The sequence below is a fragment of the Streptomyces luteosporeus genome (assembly GCF_039532865.1).
Taxonomy (GTDB): Bacteria; Actinomycetota; Actinomycetes; order Streptomycetales; family Streptomycetaceae; genus Streptomyces; species Streptomyces luteosporeus.
The window spans coordinates 109,888-130,592 of the sequence record NZ_BAAASL010000002.1 but is presented as its reverse complement, the minus strand read 5'-3'; the positions used below and the strand labels follow the sequence as shown (position 1 = coordinate 130,592).

At 69.8% G+C, this 20,705-nt stretch carries 17 protein-coding genes and 1 pseudogene; 9 read left to right on the top strand and 9 right to left on the bottom strand.

The genetic code is table 11. From position 1 onward, the window contains the following. The first annotated feature begins 35 nt into the window (after positions 1-35). Together trxB and trxA are read left to right on the top strand one after the other, a co-directional pair. On the top strand, positions 36-1,004 hold the full coding sequence (gene trxB / locus ABD361_RS02790) for a thioredoxin-disulfide reductase (protein WP_344433012.1): 969 nt from the start codon (positions 36-38) through the stop codon (positions 1,002-1,004). 46 nt (positions 1,005-1,050) lie between these two features. After that, complete coding sequence (trxA, locus tag ABD361_RS02785) at positions 1,051-1,377, top strand: thioredoxin (RefSeq protein WP_344433011.1); 327 nt, start codon at positions 1,051-1,053, stop codon at positions 1,375-1,377. Positions 1,378-1,455: 78 nt separating this feature from the next. Here the strand turns inward: trxA and ABD361_RS02780 are convergent, their stop codons facing one another. From ABD361_RS02780 to rpmH, 9 genes and pseudogenes are all read right to left on the bottom strand, one after another. Next, positions 1,456-2,073, bottom strand: coding sequence for a GNAT family N-acetyltransferase (locus ABD361_RS02780; protein ID WP_344433010.1), 618 nt, complete (start codon positions 2,071-2,073; stop codon positions 1,456-1,458). Positions 2,074-2,389: 316 nt separating this feature from the next. Then, on the bottom strand, positions 2,390-3,535 hold the full coding sequence (locus ABD361_RS02775) for a ParB/RepB/Spo0J family partition protein (protein ID WP_344433009.1): 1,146 nt from the start codon (positions 3,533-3,535) through the stop codon (positions 2,390-2,392). Then, on the bottom strand, positions 3,532-4,584 hold the full coding sequence (locus tag ABD361_RS02770; protein WP_344433008.1) for a ParA family protein: 1,053 nt from the start codon (positions 4,582-4,584) through the stop codon (positions 3,532-3,534). The genes ABD361_RS02775 and ABD361_RS02770 overlap by 4 nt, the downstream gene beginning before the upstream one ends. Before the next feature lie 301 nt (positions 4,585-4,885). Continuing rightward, positions 4,886-5,626 carry a 16S rRNA (guanine(527)-N(7))-methyltransferase RsmG gene (rsmG, locus tag ABD361_RS02765; RefSeq protein WP_344433007.1) on the bottom strand — a complete coding sequence of 247 codons (741 nt, stop codon included), beginning with the start codon at positions 5,624-5,626 and terminating at the stop codon, positions 4,886-4,888. A gap of 99 nt (positions 5,627-5,725) precedes the next feature. After that, complete coding sequence (locus tag ABD361_RS02760; protein WP_344433006.1) at positions 5,726-6,256, bottom strand: Jag family protein; 531 nt, start codon at positions 6,254-6,256, stop codon at positions 5,726-5,728. Beyond that, positions 6,256-7,374 (bottom strand): membrane protein insertase YidC, encoded by a 1,119-nt coding sequence (gene yidC, locus ABD361_RS02755; RefSeq protein ID WP_344433005.1) that lies wholly within the window; start codon positions 7,372-7,374, stop codon positions 6,256-6,258. Before yidC ends, ABD361_RS02760 begins: the two co-directional genes overlap by 1 nt. Before the next feature lie 3 nt (positions 7,375-7,377). Continuing rightward, positions 7,378-7,695 (bottom strand): membrane protein insertion efficiency factor YidD, encoded by a 318-nt coding sequence (yidD, locus tag ABD361_RS02750; protein WP_344433004.1) that lies wholly within the window; start codon positions 7,693-7,695, stop codon positions 7,378-7,380. 89 nt (positions 7,696-7,784) lie between these two features. After that, positions 7,785-8,147, bottom strand: a pseudogene (gene rnpA / locus ABD361_RS02745) (ribonuclease P protein component); the annotation flags it as partial. Positions 8,148-8,173: 26 nt separating this feature from the next. Continuing rightward, positions 8,174-8,311 carry a 50S ribosomal protein L34 gene (rpmH, locus tag ABD361_RS02740; RefSeq protein WP_003956500.1) on the bottom strand — a complete coding sequence of 46 codons (138 nt, stop codon included), beginning with the start codon at positions 8,309-8,311 and terminating at the stop codon, positions 8,174-8,176. Positions 8,312-8,773: 462 nt separating this feature from the next. Between rpmH and dnaA the strand changes: the two genes are divergently transcribed. The 7 genes from dnaA (at position 8,774) to gyrA (ending at position 20,568) form a co-directional block, all read left to right on the top strand. Further along, positions 8,774-10,627 carry a chromosomal replication initiator protein DnaA gene (gene dnaA / locus ABD361_RS02735; RefSeq protein ID WP_344433003.1) on the top strand — a complete coding sequence of 618 codons (1,854 nt, stop codon included), beginning with the start codon at positions 8,774-8,776 and terminating at the stop codon, positions 10,625-10,627. Between the two features lie 917 nt (positions 10,628-11,544). Next, positions 11,545-12,675 carry a DNA polymerase III subunit beta gene (gene dnaN, locus ABD361_RS02730; protein WP_344433002.1) on the top strand — a complete coding sequence of 377 codons (1,131 nt, stop codon included), beginning with the start codon at positions 11,545-11,547 and terminating at the stop codon, positions 12,673-12,675. A 204-nt stretch (positions 12,676-12,879) separates the two neighbouring features. Then, positions 12,880-13,755: a phosphogluconate dehydrogenase (NAD(+)-dependent, decarboxylating) gene (gene gnd / locus ABD361_RS02725; RefSeq protein WP_344433001.1), complete on the top strand. Its 876-nt coding sequence runs from the start codon at positions 12,880-12,882 to the stop codon at positions 13,753-13,755. Positions 13,756-13,806: 51 nt separating this feature from the next. Then, a complete protein-coding gene (gene recF / locus ABD361_RS02720) occupies positions 13,807-14,931 on the top strand; it encodes a DNA replication/repair protein RecF (RefSeq protein ID WP_344433000.1) in 1,125 nt (374 codons plus the stop codon). Then, a complete protein-coding gene (locus ABD361_RS02715) occupies positions 14,928-15,485 on the top strand; it encodes a DciA family protein (protein ID WP_344432999.1) in 558 nt (185 codons plus the stop codon). Before recF ends, ABD361_RS02715 begins: the two co-directional genes overlap by 4 nt. Before the next feature lie 355 nt (positions 15,486-15,840). Continuing rightward, a complete protein-coding gene (gene gyrB / locus ABD361_RS02710) occupies positions 15,841-17,883 on the top strand; it encodes a DNA topoisomerase (ATP-hydrolyzing) subunit B (RefSeq protein WP_344432998.1) in 2,043 nt (680 codons plus the stop codon). A gap of 51 nt (positions 17,884-17,934) precedes the next feature. Continuing rightward, positions 17,935-20,568, top strand: a complete 2,634-nt coding sequence (gyrA, locus tag ABD361_RS02705; RefSeq protein ID WP_344432997.1) for a DNA gyrase subunit A — start codon at positions 17,935-17,937, stop codon at positions 20,566-20,568. Positions 20,569-20,705: the final 137 nt, after the last annotated feature.

The following is a 20,705-nucleotide window of genomic DNA, read 5'->3' as shown; positions in this document are numbered from 1 at the left end:
ACCCATACAGCTGTCGGCAGACAAGGAAGACACCCGTGAGCGACGTCCGCAACGTGATCATCATTGGCTCCGGGCCTGCGGGCTACACGGCCGCGCTCTACACCGCCCGCGCCTCCCTGAAGCCTCTGGTCTTCGAGGGCGCCGTCACCGCCGGTGGTGCGCTGATGAACACCACCGACGTGGAGAACTTCCCGGGATTCCGTGAGGGGATCATGGGCCCGGACCTCATGGACAACATGCGGGCCCAGGCCGAGCGCTTCGGCGCCGAGCTGATCCCGGACGATGTCGTCGCCGTCGACCTCAGCGACGAGATCAAGACCGTGACGGACTCGGCGGGCACCGTCCACCGCGCCAAGGCCGTGATCGTGACGACCGGCTCTCAGCACCGCAAGCTGGGCCTGCCCCGCGAGGACGAGCTCTCCGGCCGCGGTGTCTCCTGGTGTGCCACGTGCGACGGCTTCTTCTTCAAGGACCAGGACATCGTCGTGGTCGGCGGTGGTGACACCGCGATGGAGGAGGCCACCTTCCTCTCGCGCTTCGCCAAGTCCGTCACCATCGTCCACCGCCGGGACACCCTGCGGGCCAGCAAGGCGATGCAGGAGCGCGCCTTCGCCGACCCGAAGATCCGCTTCATCTGGGACAGCGAGGTCGCCGAGATCCACGGCGAGAGCAAGCTGTCCGGGCTGACGCTGCGCAACCTCAAGACCGGCGAGACCTCCGAGCTGCCGGTGACGGGCCTGTTCATCGCCATCGGCCACGACCCGCGCACCGAGCTGTTCAAGGGCCAGCTGGAGCTGGACGACGAGGGCTACCTCAAGGTGGAAGCCCCCTCGACCCGCACCAACCTCACGGGTGTGTTCGCCGCGGGTGACGTGGTCGACCACACCTACCGCCAGGCGATCACCGCCGCCGGCACCGGGTGCTCCGCGGCACTCGACGCCGAGCGTTTCCTCGCTTCCCTGACGGACAGCGAGAAGGTCCGGGAGCCCGAGAAGACCCCCTGATCCACCCCACCCCCCACCCCACGCAGAAAGACCCGAGGAGACCTCAGTGGCTCTCAAGAACGTGACCGACGCTTCCTTCGACGAGGATGTCCTCAAGAGCGACAAGCCCGTCCTGGTGGACTTCTGGGCCGCGTGGTGCGGCCCGTGCCGCCAGATCGCCCCGTCGCTGGAGGCCATCGCCGCCGAGTACGGCGAGAAGATCGAGATCGTCAAGCTCAACATCGACGAGAACCCGGCGACCGCCGCGAAGTACGGTGTCATGTCGATCCCGACCCTGAACGTCTACAAGGGCGGCGAGGTCGTGCAGACCATCGTGGGCGCCAAGCCGAAGGCGGCGCTGGAGCGCGAGCTCTCCGACTTCATCCACGCGTAAGCCACGCGCTGTTTCACGTGAAACGGGACTGCCCAGCGGGCAGTCCCGTTGCGTTTTCCCGCACCTGTGCCCGCGCGCCTAGAGCGGTCGGAGCGCAGGTTCCTTCTGCACGGCGCCCAGCAGCCGGTCCAGCGCCAGCTCGACGTCCTCCCGCCACGACAGCGCCGTACGCAGCTCCAGCCGGAGCCGGGGATAGCGCAGGTGCGGTCGTACGGTCTTGAAGCCCACGGCCAGCAGATGATCGGCGGGAAGGACACACGCCGGGTCCTTCCACTGGGCGTCACCGAACGCCTCGATCGCCTTGAAGCCGCGCCTGAGCACATCCTTGGCAACCGTCTGCACCATGACCCGGCCCAGCCCCTGCCCCTGGTAGGCGGGCATCAGCCAGGCAGTCATCAGCTGAACCGCATCCGCAGCGACGGGGCTGGTGGGAAAGGCGGTCGAGCGCGGCACATAGGCCGGGGGAGCGTAGAGCACAAAGCCGACGGGCACGTCGTCCACATAGACCACCCGGCCGCAGGAACCCCACTCCAGGAGCACGGCGGAGATCCAGGCTTCCTTCTCCAGCTCGGGGCGACCGGCTCTCAGTGCGGCTTCACCGCTGACGGGGTCCAACTCCCAGAAGACGCAGGCGCGGCAGCGCTTGGGCAGGTCCGGGAGGTTGTCCAGCGTGAGCGGTACGAGCCGACGCCCCATGCAGCCAGTTCCTCACTTCCGTCGTCTGCCACGCTCCGGGCGGCGCTCAAGGCGCTGCGCTCCCTCAGGAAGCTGCCGACGAAACCGCCGACTGCCCCCAGGCCCAAGCCTGCCGCCACCAGCCCGGTCCGGCTCACCGATCGCATGGCCCCGCCCCTCCGTGAACCGTGTCCAACGTGGATGTGCCATACCTGAACGCATCGTATCCGCAGCCCGATTCAGCGGACAGCGCGACAAGGCAAAGGGCGGGTGTGTTGCACGCAAACGTTCCACGTGAAACACGACCCGCCCTCCACGAGCGTCAGCCTGGGCGCCCCTACCCGGTGGCCTCGTCCTCGCCGGTGGAAAGCCGCTGCTCCATGACCCGGCCCTCGCCGGGGGCGAGCGTCCCCAGGATGCGCTCCAGGTCCTCCATCGAGGCGAACTCGACGACGATCTTCCCCTTCTTCTGACCGAGGTCGACCTTCACCCTGGTCTCGAAGCGGTCCGACAGCCGGGCGGCGAGATCGGTCAACGCGGGCGACACCCGGCCGCCGGCCCGGGGCCCCTTGGCCCGGGCGTTCTTGGGCCGCGACCCCATCAGGGTCACGATCTCCTCCACCGACCGCACCGACAGCCCTTCGGCGACGATGCGCCGGGCCAGGTCGTCCTGTGCCTCGGGGTCGTCGAGCGAGAGCAGCGCCCGGGCATGGCCGGCGGACAGCACGCCCGCGGCCACCCGCTTCTGGACGGCCGGTGAGAGCTTCAGCAGGCGCAGGGTGTTGGACACCTGGGGGCGGGAACGCCCGATGCGGTCCGCGAGCTCGTCATGCGTGCAGTTGAAGTCCTTGAGCAGCTGGTCATAGGCGGCCGCCTCTTCCAGCGGGTTCAGCTGAGCCCGGTGGAGGTTCTCCAGCAGCGCGTCCAGCAGCAGCTTCTCGTCCTCGGTGGCCCGGACGATGGCGGGGATCCGCTCCAGGCCGGCCTCACGGCAGGCCCGCCAGCGGCGCTCGCCCATGATGAGCTCGTACCGCTCCGGACCCAGCTGACGGACGACCACCGGCTGGAGCAGGCCGACCTCGCGGATCGACGTGATCAGCTCGGCGAGGGCGTCCTCGTCGAAGACCTCGCGCGGCTGGCGGGGGTTGGGCGTGATGGAGTCCAGCGGCAGCTCGGCGAAGTGGGCACCGGCCACGCCTTCGTCGTCCGGACCGTTGGCACCGGCCGGGCCCACGCCATCCGTTTCACGTGAAACGGCGTCGTGGCCCCCCGGCTCGCGCAGAGTGTCCTGGGAAGGGGCGTCCTCCACCGCAAGCGTGGCAACCTTGGCCGCGGCGACCCCCCGCTCGGGAGTCAGCACCGGCACCGCGGTCGGGGACGTGGCCCCCGTCCCCACGATCGGTCCCCCCGTCTCCCCTCCCTTCGGCGCCGGCGGGATCAGCGCACCGAGCCCCCGGCCCAGTCCTCTACGTCGCTCACTCACTGAAGCCCCTCCGACATGCTGTGCTGTTCGTGCTGTTGCTGGCGGCCCACCATGTGGGCCCTGCTGCCGTCGTAGTGCACCCCGACCCCCCGCAGTGCGATCTCCCGGGCAGCCTCCAGGTAGGACAGCGCCCCGCTCGAGCTCGGGTCGTAGGTCAGAACCGTCTGCCCATAGCTGGGCGCCTCGGAGATGCGCACCGAACGCGGAATGCTGGTGCGCAGCACCTCGTGCCCGAAGTGGCTGCGCACCTCCTCGGCCACCTGGGAAGCGAGCCTCGTCCGGCCGTCGTACATCGTCAGCAGGATCGTGGACACATGAAGCTTGGGGTTCAGATGCCCCCGTACCAGCTCGACATTGCGCAGCAGCTGCCCCAGGCCCTCCAGCGCGTAGTACTCGCACTGGATGGGGATCAGCACCTCCGCACCGGCCACCAGGGCGTTCACCGTGAGCAGGCCGAGCGAGGGCGGACAGTCGATGAGGATGTAGTCCAGCGGCTGCTCGTAGGCCTTGATGGCCCGGTCCAGCCGGCTCTCCCGCGCCACGAGCGAGACCAGCTCGATCTCCGCGCCGGCCAGGTCGATCGTCGCGGGGGCGCAGAAGAGCCCCTCCACGTCGCGCACGGGCTGCACCACGTCGGACAGCTGCTTGCTGTCCACGAGGACGTCATAGATCGACGGCACCTCGGCATGGTGGTCGATGCCCAGCGCGGTCGAGGCATTGCCCTGCGGGTCGAGGTCGATGACCAGCACCCGGTTGCCGTGCAGCGCCAGGGAGGCGGCCAGATTCACGGTGGTCGTGGTCTTGCCGACCCCACCCTTCTGGTTGGCGACGACCATCACCCGGGTGCGCTCAGGCCGGGGCATGGGGGGCGGCGGCGTTTCACGTGAAACGAGCTCGCCCATGGGCAGGGGTCCATGAGCGGCCGTCGATGGGGAGTCGGAGGGGCGGGGACCGGGGACCGGGTCGGTCATCGGTCCCCCAAGATTGGCGTCGGACCGCAAGGATTCACTCTCCTCGACTTCAGGCTCGCGATGCACAGAGCCTGCCATGCTTTCGGGGTCATGAACCAGCGAGGCCCGTTCTCCTGTGGATGAATCCCCCGGGCCTGTGGATGAATCCACGCCCTCACAGCCCACAGCCTCGACCGCCTGGCGGTCACGCGTTGCCGCGGCGGCACGACCTCGACCGATGATTCCCTGCAGCAGCGAGCGATGTTTCACGTGAAACACGATGCATGGCACACCTCGCTACGTCGGAGCGACACTCCGTGACGAGTCGTCTTGCCAGCTTGTATGGAGCATTCGCCGCCCCGTGGGGCGGCGTGCACCAGGAGAATCAGCGAAACGAGGCTCAGCGGCGACGACGCGCGCGGGTGGACCGGGCGGCCTTCGCCCTCTTGGCGGCGAAGCGCACACCACCGGGGCTCTCGCCCACCTCCACCCGCACCAGGGTGGACAGGGGGTCGACGACGCCCTCGCCGACGTGCAGCACCGAGGTCCGTACGACCCCCAGCTTGCTGAGCGCGGCCCGCGCGGCCTTGAGCTCCTCCTCGGCCGTGTCCCCCTTGAGGGCCAGCATCTCGCCGTACGGCCGCAGCAGCGGGACGCCCCAGCCCGCCAGCCGGTCCAGCGGCGCCACGGCACGGGCGGTGACCACGTGCACGGGATCGATCTTGCCGAGCATCTCCTCCGCCCGGCCACGGACCACGGTCACATGGTCCAGGCCCAGCAGCTCCACGACCTCCTGCAGGAACGTCGTCCGCCGCAGCAGCGGCTCCAGCAGGGTGATCTGCAGGTCGGGACGGACGAGGGCCAGAGGGATGCCGGGCAGCCCGGCCCCGGAGCCCACGTCGCACACGGACACGCCGTCCGGCACGGCCTCGGCGAGAACCGCACAGTTCAGCAGGTGCCGCTCCCACAGCCGGGGCACCTCACGGGGGCCGATCAGGCCCCGCTTGACGCCCGCGTCCGCGAGCAGCTCCGCGTAACGGACGGCCTCCGGAAAGCGGTCACCGAAAACCGCCCGCGCCGCCTCGGGCGCCGGGGGGAGCTCCGCTGCCTCTTCCACGGGGACCGTCCTTCCGTACAACATCGTTCGTCTGGGGATGCGGGCTGGTGATACGGGCTGGGATTCAGGCCGGCCCCGCCTGCCGGGCAGACGGGGCCGTGCACACCTGAAGGCGTGAGTGGGTCAGGCGGGCAGGACGACCACTCGGCGCTGGGGCTCCTCGCCCTCCGACTCGCTGCGCAGCCCCGCCGCGGCCACGGCGTCGTGGACGACCTTGCGCTCGAAGGGGGTCATCGGGTCCAGCTTGACCGGCTGACCGGTGCTCCGGGCCTCCTCGGCGGCCTTGGCGCCCAGCCCGGCCAGCTCCTCGCGCTTGCGCGCGCGGTAGCCGGCGATGTCGAGCATCAGGCGGCTGCGGTCGCCGGTCTCCCGGTTCACCGCGAGGCGGGTGAGCTCCTGGAGGGCTTCGAGCACCTCGCCGTCCCGGCCGACGAGCTTCTGCAGGTCGCGGCTGGTGGTGTCGCTGATGATCGACACCGAGGCGCGGTCGGCCTCGACGTCCATGTCGATGTCGCCGTCGAGGTCGGCGATGTCCAGCAGGCCCTCGAGGTAGTCGGCCGCGATCTCGCCCTCCTGCTCCAGGCGGGAGAGGGTGTCGGTGGTGCCCTCAGCGGCGGTCTGGGGCTGCGTCTCCGTCACGGTGGACTCCTTCATCACTTCTTCGAGGGGTGCTTGGGCCGCTGCGGGCCGCCCTTGCGCTGACCGGACTTGCCGCGGGCCGAGCCGCCGGCCTGCTTGCCCTTGCCGGCACCGGGCTCCTCGGGCTTCTCCAGGGAGGTCTGCTCGCCGTTGCCCGCGGTGGCCCGGGCGTGACCGGTGGTACCGGTCGTACCGGCGGCACCGGCGCCCTGGCGCTTGGACTTGGTCTGCCGCTTGGGCTGCTGGCGGGACGCACGGGCCGCCTCGGCGGCCTGGCGGGCCTCGACCTCGGCCGGGTCCTCCTTGAGCTTGCCCTTGGCGCGCAGGCGCTCCTGGCGCTGCTTGAAGGCGAGGCTGCCGGGGGTGGGGTTGCGGCGGATCACGAACATCTGCTGGCCCAGGGTCCACACGTTGGTGGTCAGCCAGTAGACCAGGACACCGACCGGGAAGTTGATGCCGAAGACGGCGAACATGATCGGGAAGACGTACATCAGCATCTTCTGCTGCTGCATGAACGGCGTCTTCACCGTGAGGTCGACGTTCTTCGTCATCAGCTGGCGCTGCGTGTAGAACTGCGACAGCGACATCAGCACGATCATGATGACCGTGACGACGCGAACGTCGGTGAGCGTGGCGCCCAGGGACTCGACCTTGCTCGCGCTGTCCATGAACTTGGACGCGATCGGGGCACCGAAGATGTGCGCCTTACGGGCGCTGTCCACCAGGGCCTGGTCCATCACGCCGACGGTCCGGCCACCGGCGATGTGGTTCAGCACCTGGTACAGAGAGATGAAGAACGGCGACTGGGCCAGGATGGGGAAGCAGCTGGAGAGCGGGTTGGTGCCCGACTCCTTGTAGAGCTTCATCATCTCTTCGGACTGGCGCTGCCGGTCGCTCTTGTAGCGCTCCTGGATCGCCTTCATCTTCGGCTGGAGCGCCTGCATGTTCCGCGTGGCCTTGATCTGCTTCACGAAGAGCGGGATCAGGCAGATGCGGATCAGCACCACCAGCGAGACGATGGACAGACCCCACGCCGCTCCACTGTCCTTGTTGAAGATCAGGCTGTAGAACGAGTGGAACTGGACGATGATCCAGGAAACTGCGTCATAGAGAGGACCGAGGATCGTGTCCACGAATCAGGCTCCTTGGGCGTTGGGCTGAGTCTCGGGCTGTGCGGCGGCCACCGTGGCGGGGTGTCCGCCCAGTCGGCTCCTCAGCCGCTGGTGCCAGACCGGACGCTTCCGGGGAGGAACGTGGTCGACGCCACCGAGCGACCACGGGTTGCAGCGCACGATGCGCCAGGCGGTCAGTACCGACCCCTTGATCGCGCCGTGCACGTCGATGGCCGTGTAGCCGTAGTGCGAGCACGAGGGGTAGTACTTGCAGACCGGGCCCAACAAGGGGCTGATGGTCCACTGGTAGATCTTGATCAGCCAGAGCAGCGGGTACTTCACCGTGCGCTCCCTCCCGGGTGACCGGGGTTCCGGGGGTCACCCCCCGGGGGATTGCTTCGCGGCGCCCTCCCCTTGGCTCCGCCGGGGGTGCCCCCGCCCAGAAGCCGCTGCAGCGCTGCGTCGAGGTCGCCGGCCAGCTGTCCGTAGTCGGCCTCGCCCGCGCCGGGCAGGGCTCTCACCACCACCAGGCTACCGGCGGGCAGCCGATCCAGCCGTTCGCGCACCAGGTGGCGCAGCCTGCGTTTGACCAGGTTGCGCACCACGGCGCCGCCGACGGCCTTGCTCACGACGAAACCCGCACGCACCGGGGGGACGATTCCCCCAGGTGGGTGCGGGTCCGTGGTACCGCTGCGGAAGTGGACGACGAGGAGCGGGCGGCCGGCCCTGCGTCCCCGGCGAACCGCGGTCGCGAAGTCCTCGCGCCGCCTCAGCCGGGACTCGGAAGGCAGCACGTCATGGACCTTGACGTCGTGGCTGCTCAGGCCGACAGGCGGGCGCGACCCTTGCTACGGCGGGACGCGAGGATCGCGCGGCCGGCGCGGGTGCGCATGCGCAGGCGGAAGCCGTGGGTCTTCGCGCGACGGCGGTTGTTCGGCTGGAAGGTGCGCTTGCTCACTCGGGGACTCCAGAAATGAATCGTGTGATGGCGGTACATCGCCTGGCTGTCACCGTGCGCCCACGAGTAGCTCGCAAGTGCGCCCAAGTGCACCGCTTCATGACCACGAACTCGGCAAGAATCCCGGGGAGAGAACCCGACGAGATCGCGACCTTTGCCCATCGGAGGCAGGCGGCAGCAGCCATCGACAACTCGACCTGGTCACGGTACGCGTGGTTACGCCATCCGGTCAAACCGGCAGCGCATCACCTGTTTCGTCGCGCACCACCGTAGCCTCCGGACGGCCGGGAGGACGTCAGGCGCCACCGCATGGCACATTTGTACACACCCTGTGGACAACGACTTGAACCACGTACCTCGCCCTGACTACCGTGACTGAACTCCGAATCCTTCCCGCCCGTCCCGAGAACCACACATTCGTGGGACTCCAGGGCACCCCCTGTGACTGAGAGAGCGTGCCCTGTGGCTGACCTGCCCGCCGATCTTGCCGCAGTGTGGCCGCGCGTGCTCGAACAGCTCCTCGGTGAGGGGCGCGGCCAAGGCGTGGAGAGCAAGGACGAGCACTGGATCAGGCGCTGCCAGCCCCTGGCGCTGGTGGCGGACACCGCCCTGCTCGCGGTGCCCAACGAATTCGCCAAGGGCGTCCTGGAGGGCCGGCTCGCGCCGATCGTCAGCGAGACCCTCAGCCGCGAGTGCGGCCGCCCCATCCGGATCGCGATCACCGTCGACGACTCCGCCGGCGAGCCCCCGGCCCCCCAGCCCCAGGAGCGCCCGCAGCCGCGTCCGCACGCGACCGGCCCCGCCCAGGACGGCTACGAGGGCTACCCGGGCCGGCCCGGCGACGACCTGCCGAGCGTGCGCCCCGCGTACCCGGACTACCAGCACCGCTCCGCCGAGCAGCCGGGCGCCTGGCCGCGCCACTCGGCGCCCTCCGGCCCGGTCGGCGGCGGCGAGCGGGGCGAGCGGCCGGAGCGCCCGGGCGGCCGGTCCGAGCGTGGTGACCGGGGCGACTACGGCTGGCAGCAGCCGCGCCTGGGCGCCTTCGCCGAGGCGGAGCGTGATCCTTACGCCTCGCCCTACGAACAGCAGTCGGAGTACCGCTCCCCGGCCCAGGACGGCCGCTCGCCGTACGAGCGCCCGCGCCACGACCTGCCCGAGGGCCCGCCGTCCCGCGGCGGTGCCGGAGGCCACGCGGACCGCCCCTCGTCCCCGGTGCCGCCGCTGCCGTCCGCCGGAGGCGGCTCGTCCACCGGTACGGGACCGGGCACGGGTGCGGGCGAGCCGACGGCCCGGCTGAACCCGAAGTACCTCTTCGACACCTTCGTCATCGGCGCGTCCAACCGCTTCGCCCACGCCGCCGCGGTCGCGGTGGCCGAGGCGCCGGCCAAGGCGTACAACCCGCTGTTCATCTACGGCGAGTCCGGGCTCGGCAAGACGCACCTGCTGCACGCCATCGGGCACTACGCCCGCAGCCTCTACCCGGGCACCCGCGTGCGCTACGTGAGCTCCGAGGAGTTCACCAACGAGTTCATCAACTCCATCCGCGACGGCAAGGCGGACGCGTTCCGCAAGCGCTACCGCGACATGGACATCCTGCTGGTCGACGACATCCAGTTCCTGGCGAGCAAGGAGTCGACGCAGGAGGAGTTCTTCCACACCTTCAACACCCTGCACAACGCGAACAAGCAGATCGTGCTGTCCTCCGACCGGCCGCCCAAGCAGCTGGTCACCCTGGAGGACCGGCTGCGCAACCGCTTCGAGTGGGGCCTGATCACCGACGTGCAGCCGCCGGAGCTGGAGACGCGCATCGCGATCCTGCGCAAGAAGGCGGTCCAGGAGCAGCTGAACGCTCCGCCGGAGGTGCTCGAGTTCATCGCCTCCCGCATCTCGCGCAACATCCGCGAGCTGGAGGGCGCTCTGATCCGGGTGACGGCCTTCGCGAGCCTGAACCGGCAGCCGGTGGACCTCGGCCTCACCGAGATCGTCCTGAAGGACCTGATCCCGGGCGGCGAGGACGCCTCCCCGGAGATCACAGCGACCGCGATCATGGCGGCCACCGCGGACTACTTCGGACACACCGTGGAGGACCTGTGCGGGGCCTCCCGCAGCCGGGTGCTGGTCACGGCCCGGCAGATCGCGATGTACCTGTGCCGGGAGCTCACCGACCTGTCGCTGCCCAAGATCGGTGCACAGTTCGGCGGCCGCGACCACACCACGGTGATGCACGCCGACCGCAAGATCCGCGCGCTGATGGCCGAGCGGCGCTCGATCTACAACCAGGTGACCGAGCTGACCAACCGCATCAAGAACGGCTGACGGGCGCGGCCGGCGGCCGCCGTACGGACCCGTCCGAGGGCGCTCCGGGGCTTCCCGGAGCGCCCTTCGGCGTACCTGGAACGGCTCACGTACCGGCTCCCGGCACCCGGTACGGGCCGGCCGCGATCCGTTGGCGATCCGTTCCGCGGGCCCCGTCGTCCCCGCATGATCCCCAACCTGTTCGAATAGTGGCCCTGATCTGCGGGTTCTCCACAGATCGGCCCTCCATCGGCCGTCCACACCCTGGGGAGGGCGAAGTTATCCAGACCCTGTCCACAGACCGGGCTGTTGATATGCCATCAGCAGCAGGTCAGCGGCGTGTGGATTTGTGGCCAAGCCCGTTCCACAGCCTGTGGACGACGCAGGGCGCCGCGACACGCCGGAACGTTGTCCACCGCCCGCCCACAGGAGGCGCGGTGTTATACACAGCCTTTCCACACGGCTGTCCACTGTTCGGCAACGAAACGCCCGAGGTCACCGCGCCGAGTGAAAGGCATCACACCAACGAGGCGGGTTGGGCTGTGGGCAACGTGGGTAAAGCTGGGGACAGTGCTGGGGAGAAGTGCGCCCTGCCTGTGCACCGGGTGTGCAGAACTTTCCCCGGTCCACAGCACCCCCCGGTTTTCCACCGCTCCCACCCACAGGCCCGGTGGACAAAAAATCCGGCCTGAGCTGGGCAAAGAAGGTTTTCCACGGTTTCCACAGGCCCTACTACTACGACCACAGAGATCTAGCGGGGAACTCGTTTCGAAGTGGGTCCTGTGCACAACTTCGCCTCGGGCCGCGCCACGCCCCGGGCCTCGACTTGACCGCCAGCCGCACCGACTGTCGGCGGCGTGCGTCAGACTGGTCTCCGGCAACTCGTGCCGACGAAGAAGCCAGCAGGGCGAGCCAGCGACTAGCAGGAGGCGGTTCCGGTGAAGATCCGGGTGGAGCGCGATGTACTCGCGGAGGCAGTGGCCTGGGCGGCCCGCAGCCTCCCGGCCCGTCCGCCGGTACCGGTGCTCGCGGGCCTGCTGCTGAAGGCCGAGGACGGCTCCCTGAGCCTGTCCGGCTTCGACTACGAGGTCTCGGCCCGCGTCTCCGTGGAAGCGGACGTGGAGGAGGACGGCACCGTCCTCGTCTCCGGCCGCCTGCTCGCCGACATCTGCCGTGCACTTCCCAACAGGCCTGTGGAGATCTCCACCGACGGCGTGCGCGTCACCGTCGTCTGCGGCTCCTCGCGATTCACACTCCACACCCTGCCTGTGGAGGAATACCCGGCCCTGCCCCAGATGCCGACCGCCACTGGCACCGTCCCGGGCGAGGTCTTCGCCTCCGCCGTCGCCCAGGTGGCCATCGCCGCCGGCCGTGACGACACCCTGCCGGTGCTCACCGGTGTGCGCATCGAGATCGAGGGCGAGACCGTCACCCTGGCCTCCACCGACCGCTACCGCTTCGCGGTGCGCGAGTTCCTGTGGAAGCCCGAGACCCCCGACATCTCCGCCGTCGCCCTGGTGCCCGCCAAGACGCTGCTGGACACCGCCAAGTCGCTCAGCGGCGGCGAGACGGTGTCGCTGGCGCTGTCCGGCGAGGGCAAGGGCGAGGGCCTGATCGGCTTCGAGGGCGCCGGCCGCCGTACGACCACCCGCCTGCTCGAGGGCGACCTGCCGAAGTACCGCACGCTCTTCCCGACCGAGTTCAACTCCGTCGCCGTGATCGAGACCGCGCCGTTCGTGGAGGCCGTCAAGCGCGTCTCCCTCGTCGCCGAGCGCAACACCCCGGTGCGGCTGAGCTTCGAGCAGGGCGTGCTGATCCTGGAGGCCGGCTCCAGCGACGACGCACAGGCTGTGGAAAGGGTCGACGCCCAGCTCGACGGCGACGACATCTCGATCGCGTTCAACCCCGGCTTCCTGCTGGAGGGCCTGTCCGCCATCGACTCCCCGGTCGCCCAGCTGTCCTTCACCACGTCGACGAAGCCGGCGCTGCTGAGCGGCAAGCCGGCGATCGACGCGGAGGCGGACGACGCGTACAAGTACCTGATCATGCCGGTGCGCCTTTCCGGCTGACGCCGGGTTTCCCGGGAGCGCGGTCGGCTGCGGGCCGTCTGTGGCCGATCGCGCAGTTCCCCGCGCCCCTGCGGGGCGCGCCCCCTCAGGGGCGACCCGACCCGTTTGAGCGGTGCGACCCCACAGGTGTGCGTGCGGGCCCGGGCGTAGGCTCGGACCGTACCCCTGGTACGTATCGCACGACTACGGCAAAGAGGATCACCCATGGAGCTCGGTCTCGTCGGTCTCGGCAAGATGGGCGGCAACATGCGCGAGCGCATCCGTCGCGCAGGCCACACCGTCATCGGATACGACCGCAACCCGGACCTCGCGGATGTCCACAGCCTGCGTGAGCTTGTGGATTCCCTCCAGGGTCCGCGCGTGGTGTGGGTCATGGTGCCGGCCGGTGCCGCGACGCAGTCCACGATCGACGAGCTCGCCGAGCTGCTGTCCCCCGGCGACGTCGTGGTCGACGGTGGCAACTCCCGCTGGACCGACGACGAGAAGCACGCCGAGGAGCTGGCGGCCAAGGGCATCGGCTTCGTCGACTGCGGCGTCTCCGGCGGCGTGTGGGGCCTGGAGAACGGCTACGCGCTGATGTACGGCGGCGACGCCGAGAACGTGGCCAAGGTGCAGCCGGTCTTCGACGCGCTCAAGCCCGAGGGCGACTTCGGTTCCGTCCACGCCGGCAAGGTCGGTGCGGGCCACTTCGCGAAGATGGTCCACAACGGCATCGAGTACGCGATGATGCAGGCCTTCGCCGAGGGCTGGGAGCTGCTGGAGGCCGTGGACTCGGTGACCGACGTCCGCGAGGTCTTCCGCTCCTGGCAGGAGGGCACGGTCATCCGTTCCTGGCTGCTCGACCTGGCCGTGCGCGCCCTGGACGACGACGAGCACCTGGAGAAGCTGCGCGGCTACGCGGCCGACTCCGGCGAGGGCCGCTGGACGGTCGAGGCCGCGATCGACAACGCGGTCCCGCTGCCGGCGATCACCGCGTCGCTGTTCGCGCGGTTCGCCTCCCGCCAGGACGACTCGCCGCAGATGAAGATGATCGCGGCGCTGCGCAACCAGTTCGGCGGCCACGCGGTCGAGTCGAAGTAACACCGAGCACTACAGCAACACCCAGCAGCCGGGGGAGGTCGGCGCGCACCCATGCACGTCACGCATCTGTCGCTGGCCGACTTCCGCTCGTACGCCCGGGCCGAGGTCCCGCTCGACCCGGGCGTCACCGCCTTCGTGGGCCCCAACGGGCAGGGCAAGACCAATCTCGTCGAGGCCGTCGGCTACCTGGCCACCCTCGGCAGCCACCGGGTCTCCTCCGACGCCCCGCTGGTGCGCATGGGCGCGGACCGGGCGGTGATCCGGGCCGCCGTCGTGCAGGACGAGCGCCAGCAGCTGATCGAGCTGGAGCTCAACCCGGGCCGCGCCAACCGCGCCCGGATCAACCGTTCCTCCCAGGTCAGGCCGCGCGACGTGCTGGGCATCGTGCGCACGGTGCTGTTCGCCCCGGAGGACCTGGCCCTGGTCAAGGGCGATCCCGGTGAGCGCCGCCGGTTCCTCGACGAGCTGATCACCGCGCGCTCGCCGCGCATGGCCGGCGTGCGCGCCGACTACGACCGGGTGCTCAAGCAGCGCAACACCCTGCTGAAGTCGGCGGCCATGGCCCGCCGGCACGGCGGCCGGTCCATGGACCTGTCCACCCTGGACGTGTGGGACCAGCACCTGGCCCGGGCCGGCGCCGAGCTGCTGGCCCGCCGCCTGGACCTGATATCCGCGCTGCGCCCGCTGGCCGACGCGGCCTACGAGCAGCTGGCGCCCGGCGGCGGCCCGGTCTCCTTCGACTACCGCGGCCCCGAGGGCCTGACGGACTCCCAGGGCCGCGACGAGCTGTACGAGGTGCTGCTCGCCGCCCTCGGCGAGGTCCGCAAGCAGGAGATCGAGCGCGGGGTGACGCTGGTCGGCCCGCACCGCGACGAGCTGGTGCTGCGCCTGGGCCGGCTGCCGGCGAAGGGGTACGCGAGCCACGGCGAGTCCTGGTCGTACGCGCTGGCGCTGCGCCTGGCCTCGTACGAGCTGCTGCGCTCGGAGGGCAACGAGCCGGTGCTGGTGCTGGACGACGTCTTCGCCGAGCTGGACGCCCGTCGCCGGGAGCGGCTGGCGCAGATGGTCGCGCCCGGCGAGCAGGTGCTGGTGACCGCGGCGGTGGACGACGACGTGCCGGGCGTGCTGGCCGGTGTCCGGTACGCGGTCTCGGAAGGCAGGGTCGAGCGCGCATGACCACTCCGGCCGAACAGCCCCGCGAGGGCGCGGCGCCACAGCCCTCCGGCGTGCCGCAGCCTTCCGGTGTGGATCTGGCGCGCGTGGCGTTGCGCGCGGCGAAGGAGCAGGCGCGGGCGCGGGGCAACGCCGTGCAGCAGAAGAAGCAGGCGCGCCGCGGCGGCCTGCGCTCCGGCGCGCGTGCCGACGGGCGTGACCCGCTGCCGCTGGGCGCCGCCATCAACCGGCTGATCACCGAGCGCGGCTGGGAGACGCCGGCCGCGGTGGGCGGGGTGATGGGCCGCTGGCCGCAGATGGTGGGCCCGGAGGTGGCGCTGCACTGCGAGCCGCTGAAGTACGACGAGGACGCCCGGGTGCTGACCGTCGGCTGCGACTCCACGGCCTGGGCGACGCAGCTGCGGCTGCTGGCGCCGACCCTGGTGGCCCGGCTGAACGCCGACCTGGGACAGGGCACCGTAAAGATGATCAAGGTGGTGGGGCCGGGCGGTCCCGGCCGCCGCTTCGGCCCGCTGCGCGCCCCAGGCAGCACCGGTCCGGGCGACACGTACGGCTGATCACCGGGGCCTCCGGGGCCCCGGTCCGGGTGCGGTGGCGGGCCGTTGGTGAAGGGCGTGGCGCCCGAAGGTTCCTGGGACTGCGCCCACCGTAGCGCGCGGTTGACAGCCGGAAGCGCTGAGTGCCTCTGTGAGCCGCTCGGAGCCCGGGGTCGCATATAGGGAGTCGGCTGATGCCGGTTCAGGGCGGCACATGGGGACTCAGGCACCGCCAAACCCCCATTCATGTCAGCGCCCCCGGTACACTGGTAAGTAATCCCGCCGGATCGCGGGGGGTCGCCGACACACACCGACAAACCGAACGACGCAGCCTCTCCTGTCTGCCCCGGAAGTGCCCATGCAGCAGGGATGGCCTGTGCTGTGCCAGAAAGGGCGCTTCGTGGCCGATTCCGGCAACTCCAACGAGAACACCACCCCCTCCGAGGCAGTGGGCGCCGCCGGCGCCGCCGGCGGTGAGAAGTCGTACGACGCGAGTGCGATCACCGTCCTGGAGGGCTTGGACGCGGTCCGCAAGCGGCCCGGCATGTACATCGGCTCGACCGGTGAGCGCGGCCTGCACCACCTCGTCTACGAGGTCGTCGACAACTCCGTCGACGAGGCCCTCGCCGGTCACGCGGACACCATCGACGTCACGATCCTCCCCGACGGCGGCGTCCGCGTCGTCGACAACGGCCGTGGCATCCCGGTCGGCATCGTGCCCTCCGAGGGCAAGCCCGCCGTCGAGGTCGTCCTGACCGTCCTGCACGCGGGCGGCAAGTTCGGCGGCGGCGGCTACGCCGTCTCCGGCGGTCTGCACGGCGTCGGCGTCTCCGTCGTCAACGCGCTGTCCACGCGCGTCGCGGTCGAGGTCAAGACCGACGGCTTCCGCTGGACCCAGGACTACAAGCTCGGCGTCCCGACCGCCCCGCTGCAGAAGAACGAGGCGACCGACGAGACCGGCACCTCCGTCACCTTCTGGGCCGACGGCGACATCTTCGAGACCACCGAGTACTCCTTCGAGACGCTCTCGCGGCGCTTCCAGGAGATGGCCTTCCTCAACAAGGGCCTGACCATCTCGCTGACCGACGAGCGCCCGGCCCACGTGGACGAGGAGGGCAAGCCCCTCGCCGTCCGCTACCACTACGAGGGCGGCATCTCCGACTTCGTCCGCTACCTCAACTCGCGCAAGGGTGAGGTCGTCCACCCGACGGTGATCGCCTTCGAGGCCGAGGACAAGGAGCGGATGCTCTCCCTCGAGGTCTCGATGCAGTGGAACACCCAGTACACCGAGGGTGTCTACAGCTTCGCGAACACCATCCACACCCACGAGGGCGGCACCCACGAGGAGGGCTTCCGCGCGGCGCTGACCGGTCTGATCAACCGCTACGCGCGCGACAAGAAGCTGCTGCGGGAGAAGGACGACAACCTCACGGGCGACGACATCCGCGAGGGCCTGACGGCGATCATCTCCGTCAAGCTGGGCGAGCCGCAGTTCGAGGGCCAGACCAAGACCAAGCTGGGCAACACCGAGGCCAAGACCTTCGTGCAGAAGGTCGTCCACGAGGAGCTCACGGACTGGCTGGACCGCAACCCCAACGAGGCCGCGGACATCATCCGCAAGTCCATCCAGGCCGCCACGGCCCGCGTCGCGGCCCGCAAGGCCCGCGACCTGACCCGCCGCAAGGGCCTGCTGGAGACGGCCTCGCTGCCGGGCAAGCTGTCGGACTGCCAGTCGAACGACCCGGCCAAGTGCGAGATCTTCATCGTCGAGGGCGACTCCGCCGGCGGCTCGGCCAAGTCCGGCCGCAACCCCGAGTACCAGGCGATCCTCCCGATCCGAGGCAAGATCCTCAACGTCGAGAAGGCCCGGATCGACAAGATCCTGCAGAACCAGGAGATCCAGGCGCTGATCTCGGCCTTCGGCACGGGTGTGCACGAGGACTTCGACATCGAGAAGCTCCGCTATCACAAGATCATCCTGATGGCGGACGCCGACGTCGACGGCCAGCACATCAACACCCTGCTGCTGACCTTCCTCTTCCGCTTCATGCGGCCGCTGGTCGAGGCCGGGCACGTCTACCTCTCGCGTCCCCCGCTCTACAAGATCAAGTGGGGCAAGGACGACGTCGAGTACGCCTACTCCGACCGCGAGCGCGACGCCCTGATCCAGCTCGGCCGGGAGAACGGCAAGCGGATCAAGGACGACTCCGTCCAGCGCTTCAAGGGTCTCGGTGAGATGAACGCCGAGGAGCTGCGCGTCACCACCATGGACGTCGACCACCGCGTGCTCGGCCAGGTCACCCTGGACGACGCCGCGCAGGCGGACGACCTGTTCTCGGTGCTCATGGGCGAGGACGTCGAGGCACGGCGCTCCTTCATCCAGCGCAACGCCAAGGACGTCCGCTTCCTCGACATCTGAGCCTGTCGGCCCACGACAAACTGCCGCAGCGCGAAAGGACTTTGAACAACCATGGCCGACGAGACTCCCGAGACCCCGACCGCCGCTCCCGTCCCCGAGGTCACTCCGGAGGGCGCGCCCGCGCCCCTGGAGGGCGTGGGGATGCGCGTCGAGCCCGTCGGGCTCGAGACGGAGATGCAGCGCTCGTACCTCGACTACGCGATGAGCGTCATCGTCTCGCGCGCGCTGCCCGACGTGCGGGACGGCCTCAAGCCGGTGCACCGCCGCGTGCTCTACGCGATGTACGACGGCGGCTACCGCCCCGAGAAGGGCTTCTACAAGTGCGCCCGCGTCGTCGGTGACGTGATGGGTACGTACCACCCGCACGGCGACGCCTCCATCTACGACGCCCTCGTCCGCCTCGCCCAGCCCTGGGCCATGCGGATGCCGCTGGTGGACTCCAACGGCAACTTCGGCTCGCCCGGCAACGACCCGGCCGCCGCCATGCGCTACACCGAGTGCAAGATGGCGCCGCTGTCGATGGAGATGGTCCGGGACATCGACGAGGACACCGTCGACTTCCAGGACAACTACGACGGCCGCAACCAGGAGCCGACGGTCCTGCCGTCGCGCATCCCCAACCTCCTGGTGAACGGTTCCGCCGGCATCGCGGTCGGCATGGCCACCAACATCCCGCCGCACAACCTGCGCGAGGTCGCCGAGGGCGCGCAGTGGTTCCTCGCCAACCCCGAGGCCTCCTCCGAGGAGCTGCTGGACGCGCTCATCGAGCGGATCAAGGGCCCCGACTTCCCCACCGGTGCCCTGGTGGTCGGCCGCAAGGGCATCGAGGAGGCCTACCGCACCGGCCGCGGCTCGATCACCATGCGCGCGGTGGTCGCGGTCGAGGAGATCCAGGGCCGCCAGTGCCTGGTGGTCACCGAGCTGCCCTACCAGGTCAACCCGGACAACCTCGCGCAGAAGATCGCCGACCTGGTGAAGGACGGCCGGATCGGCGGCATCGCCGACGTCCGCGACGAGACCTCCTCGCGCACCGGCCAGCGCCTGGTGATCGTCCTCAAGCGGGACGCGGTCGCCAAGGTCGTCCTCAACAACCTCTACAAGCACACCGACCTGCAGACCAACTTCGGTGCCAACATGCTGGCGCTGGTCGACGGCGTGCCGCGGACCCTGTCGCTGGACGCGTTCATCCGCAACTGGGTCACGCACCAGATCGAGGTCATCGTCCGGCGCACCCGCTTCCGGCTGCGCAAGGCCGAGGAGCGCGCCCACATCCTGCGCGGCCTGCTCAAGGCCCTGGACGCCATCGACGAGGTCATCGCCCTCATCCGGCGCAGCGACACCGTCGACGTCGCCCGCACGGGCCTGATGGAGCTGCTGCGGATCGACGAGATCCAGGCCAACGCCATCCTCGAGATGCAGCTGCGCCGCCTGGCCGCCCTGGAGCGCCAGAAGATCACCGCCGAGCACGACGAGCTCCAGGCGAAGATCAACGAGTACAACCAGATCCTGGCCTCCCCCGAGCGCCAGCGCGGCATCATCAGCGACGAACTGACGGCCATCGTCGAGAAGTTCGGCGACGACCGGCGCAGCAAGCTCGTGCCCTTCGAAGGCGACATGTCCATCGAGGACCTGATCGCCGAGGAGGACATCGTCGTCACCATCACCCGCGGCGGCTACGTCAAGCGGACGAAGACCGACGACTACCGCTCGCAGAAGCGCGGCGGCAAGGGCGTGCGCGGCACGAAGCTGAAGGAAGACGACATCGTCGACCACTTCTTCGTCTCCACCACGCACCACTGGCTGCTGTTCTTCACCAACAAGGGCCGCGTCTACCGCGCCAAGGCCTACGAGCTGCCGGACGCCGGCCGGGACGCGCGCGGCCAGCACGTGGCGAACCTGCTGGCCTTCCAGCCGGACGAGCGCATCGCCCAGATCCTGGCCATCCGCGACTACGACGCGGCGCCGTACCTGGTGCTCGCCACGAAGTCCGGCCTGGTGAAGAAGACCTCGCTCAAGGACTACGACTCGCCCCGTTCCGGCGGCGTCATCGCCATCAACCTGCGCGAGACGGACAGCGGCGCGGAGGACGAGCTGATCGGCGCCGAGCTGGTCTCGTCGGACGACGACCTGCTGCTGATCAGCAAGAAGGCGCAGTCCATCCGGTTCACCGCTTCGGACGATGCCCTGCGTCCCATGGGCCGCGCCACGTCCGGCGTCAAGGGCATGAGCTTCCGCGAGGGCGACGAGCTGCTCTCGATGAGCGTGGTGCGCCCGGGCACGTTCGTCTTCACTGCGACCGACGGCGGTTACGCCAAGCGGTCCAGCGTCGACGAGTACCGCGTGCAGGGTCGCGGCGGCCTCGGCATCAAGGCCGCCAAGATCGTCGAGGACCGCGGTTCGCTGGTCGGAGCCCTGGTCGTCGAGGAGAACGACGAGATCCTCGCCATCACCCTCGGGGGCGGCGTGATCAGGACGCGGGTCAGCGAAGTCCGTGAAACCGGCCGTGACACCATGGGCGTCCAACTGATCAACCTGGGCAAGCGCGATGCCGTCGTGGGCATCGCCCGGAACGCCGAGGCCGGTCGTGAGGCTGAAGTGGTCGACGATGCGGCCGGAGCGGCCGAGATCGACGAGGCCGAGGTGGCCGAGGGCGCCGCGCCCCCGGTCGAGGACACCGAGGAGTAAGTCGTGAGTCGAGCCACGGGCACCGCCACCAGCGGCGCGGGTACCGAGCGGCGGAGTTCCGCCCGGTCCGGCCCCGAGCAGGCGGAAGCCCGTGGCCCGGCCGACGACGGCTCCACCGCGCAGGGCGGTGAGGACGA